The sequence below is a fragment of the Eudoraea sp. genome (assembly GCF_049665975.1).
In the GTDB taxonomy this organism is placed as follows: domain Bacteria; phylum Bacteroidota; class Bacteroidia; order Flavobacteriales; family Flavobacteriaceae; genus Eudoraea.
Genome location: NZ_JBATGR010000189.1, coordinates 1 through 3,355, shown reverse-complemented (window position 1 = coordinate 3,355; position 3,355 = coordinate 1). Strand labels below are relative to the sequence as shown.

The 3,355-nt window shown below is 35.7% G+C and carries 2 protein-coding genes and 1 pseudogene; all 3 read left to right on the top strand.

The genetic code is table 11. The annotated features are described in order from the left end of the window. Window positions 1-349, top strand: a pseudogene (locus WBN20_RS07130) (gliding motility-associated ABC transporter permease subunit GldF); the annotation flags it as partial. After that, complete coding sequence (gene gldG / locus WBN20_RS07125) at window positions 349-2,016, top strand: gliding motility-associated ABC transporter substrate-binding protein GldG (RefSeq protein ID WP_424281200.1); 1,668 nt, start codon at window positions 349-351, stop codon at window positions 2,014-2,016. The pseudogene WBN20_RS07130 and the gene gldG, both read left to right, overlap by 1 nt. A gap of 120 nt (window positions 2,017-2,136) precedes the next feature. Then, entirely contained in the window at window positions 2,137-3,255 is a 1,119-nt protein-coding gene (gene dnaN / locus WBN20_RS07120) for a DNA polymerase III subunit beta (protein ID WP_424275689.1), read from the top strand. Window positions 3,256-3,355: the final 100 nt, after the last annotated feature.

The following is a 3,355-nucleotide window of genomic DNA, read 5'->3' as shown; positions in this document are numbered from 1 at the left end:
GGGTAATTTAGATTGGGGCCTTATTTATGGTTCATATTTTGGATTGTTTTTCTTAGCCATGAGTTACACGGCTATTGGAATTTACACATCCACATTAACCGAAAATCAAATTGTAGCTTTTATCCTTTCCCTTGTTGGTTGTTTTATGTTCTATTATGGATTTGAATCAGTTTCAACTCTTTTCACTGATAGCGACATTGCGCAATTTGTAATTTCATTGGGTATGAAATCTCACTTTGAAGGAATTTCAAGAGGCGTTCTGGATAGCAGGGATTTAGTTTATTTCTTCAGTTTGTCTGTCCTTTTTCTATTTTTTGCAATTGTCCAATTAAAAAATCATTCCAGGTAATGAAACGAAATAAGTTACTTACTAATGGTTTGGCCTTGCTTGTATTTATCTTGGTTAATATCGGTGCGGGTTTGTTTTATACAAGAATAGATCTTACCGAAGATAAACGATATACCCTGTCTGAACAGGCATCTGAGGCGGTATCAACATTCAGTTCCCCTGTTGTAATTGATGTACTCCTTGAAGGTGAATTACCTGCCGAATTTGCAAAACTAAAAGTGGAAACAAAACAGATATTGGAGGAATTTACTTCGATAAATAATAATGTAAAATATAATTTTGTAGACCCTCTTGCAGATAATAGCGAGCCCGAAGCTATTATTGCTGAATTGCAAAGTCTGGGATTAACTCCGGCGAATATAACCGTTGAAGAAAATGGAAGAGTATCGCAGGAAATTCTTTTTCCATGGGCTATGGTCAATCACAATAATAAAACCATTAAAGTTCCTCTTTTAAAAAATAAATTGGGAGCTTCTTCAGAAGAGCGGGTAAATAATTCTGTGCAAAATTTAGAATATGCCTTCGCAGATGCTTTTACTAAACTGGCAATTAAAACAAAAAAAAGAGTAGCGGTCCTAAAAGGCAATGGAGAATTGCAAGATATTTATTTGGCTGATTTTCTTACTACCATCAGGGATTATTACAATATAGGGGCTATAACCCTGGATTCGGTTGAAAATAATGCACAAAAGGTATTGAACCAATTGAAGGAATACGATCTGGCCCTTATTGCTAAACCTACGGAGGCATTTACCGATAAAGAAAAATATGTATTGGATCAGTTTATCGTAAATGGAGGTAAATCTATTTGGTTAATAGACCAGGTAGCCATAGAATTAGACAGTCTCTTTAATTCTAAAGGCAGTTCTATGGCTTTTCCAAGAGACCTTAACCTGAATGATTTTTTCTTTAAATATGGATTCAGAATAAATCCGGTGCTGATTAATGATTTATATTTTACCCAAATAGTACTGGCTACAGGTGAAGGAAATAACTCTCAATATAATCCGGTACCCTGGTTTTATAATCCCATGATTTTCTCACCCAATAACCACCCTGTTAATAATAATCTGGAAGCACTTCGCTTTCAGTTTGCGAATAGTATTGATACTATTACCAATTCATATCGCAAAACTGTACTGTATTCGAGTTCACCGCTTTCAAGGCCCGAAGGCACACCAAAAATGATAAGTTTAGACATTATTAATACCCCTCCAAATAAAGAAATTTACAACGATGGCAGTAAGCCTGTGGTACTACTTATTGAAGGTGCGTTTAATTCTGCATTTACTAATAGAATTGTTCCTCTAAAACTAGAAGGTACTCAACTCAAAGGGGATGATAATAAGATGCTTGTGGTTGCAGATGGGGATGTAATAAAAAACCAAATTAGGAACAACAGACCGCTTGAGCTGGGATATGACAAATGGACCAATAATTTTTATGTAAACAAGGAATTTTTGGTGAATAGCGTCAATTATCTGCTCGATGACACCGGACTTATAAACATTAGAAACAAGAAAGTAAGAATCGCATTGTTAGATCCTGAAAAAATAGCTGAACAAAAAACAAAGTGGCAATTGATTAACGTTGGTATTCCCGTGTTACTGGTATTCTTTTTTGGATTTATTTTTAACACTTTCAGAAAGAGAAAATACAGTACCTAGGTGTTAATAAGTTTGTTTTATACAATAGGACATTTAGGATATATTTGTTTTATTGGATTCCTGGTAATAATAATACAAATTGATAAAGAAAGGCGTCATACAAAAAAGCATAAATAACGAATGAAATTTATAGTATCCAGCACGTATTTATTAAAGCAACTTCAGGTTTTAGGTGGGGTTATTAATAACAGTAATACTTTACCTATTCTTGATAATTTTCTATTTGTACTAAGTAAAAATAAGCTCACAGTGTCTGCTTCCGATCTGGAAACCACAATGAGTTCTGTTCTTGAGGTTGATTCTGAATCAGAGGGAACAATTGCAGTACCGGCAAGACTTTTGCTGGACACACTAAAAACCTTTCCCGAACAGCCGCTTACATTTGTTGTCGAAGATAACAATACAGTAGAGATCAGTTCTAATCACGGTAAATATGCACTGGCTTATGCCGATGGTGCAGAATTCCCCAAGGCTGTTGAACTTGCAAATCCAAGTTCTACTGATATTATGGGAGATATTCTTGCCAATGCTATAAATAAAACCATTTTTGCTGCGGGTAACGATGATTTAAGACCGGTAATGAGTGGGGTGTTCTTTCAGTTCTCATCGGAGCAGTTGATTTTTGTGGCCACAGATGCCCATAAATTAGTAAAATACCAGCGTAACGATGTTAAAGCTTCTGAAGTAGCAGAGTTTATAATGCCCAAAAAGCCATTAAATCTTTTAAAAGGTATCCTTGCGGGCAGTGAGGAAGTTGTGAAAATAGAATACAACGATAGCAATGCAAAATTTAGCTTTGACCATACCGAACTAATTTGCCGATTGATAGACGGTAAATATCCCAATTATGAGGCAGTAATTCCAAAAGAGAACCCAAATAAATTAACCATCTCCAGAAATCAGCTGCTGAGTTCTGTAAGGCGGGTCTCTATTTTCTCTAATAAAACTACACATCAAATAAGGCTGAAAATTGCCGGGGCCGAACTGAATATTTCTGCTGAAGATATTGATTACAGTAATAAAGCGGAAGAAAGGCTAACCTGCTCCTATCAGGGAGACGACATGCAAATTGGGTTTAATTCCCGTTTTTTAGTGGAGATGCTGGGAAATCTGACTTCAGAAGAAATTTGTTTGGAAATGAGTCTTCCTAACAGGGCCGGAATACTTACCCCTATTGATGGGCTTGATGAGGGTGAAATGGTAACCATGCTGGTAATGCCGGTTATGTTGAATAATTAAGTATCTACATTATAAAAAATTAGGAACAAGCTAAGCTTGGTTTCACTTAAATAAGGTAAAATTCTTCACTCCTAAATTTTAGCAGCCTATTTCTATATGG

What these genes read in the sequence shown, in the direction of transcription:
- gldG (WP_424281200.1), top strand. Translation starts at nt 349, where the DNA reads ATGAAACGAAATAAGTTACTTACTAATGGTTTGGCCTTGCTTGTATTT.
- dnaN (WP_424275689.1), top strand. Translation starts at nt 2,137, where the DNA reads ATGAAATTTATAGTATCCAGCACGTATTTATTAAAGCAACTTCAGGTT.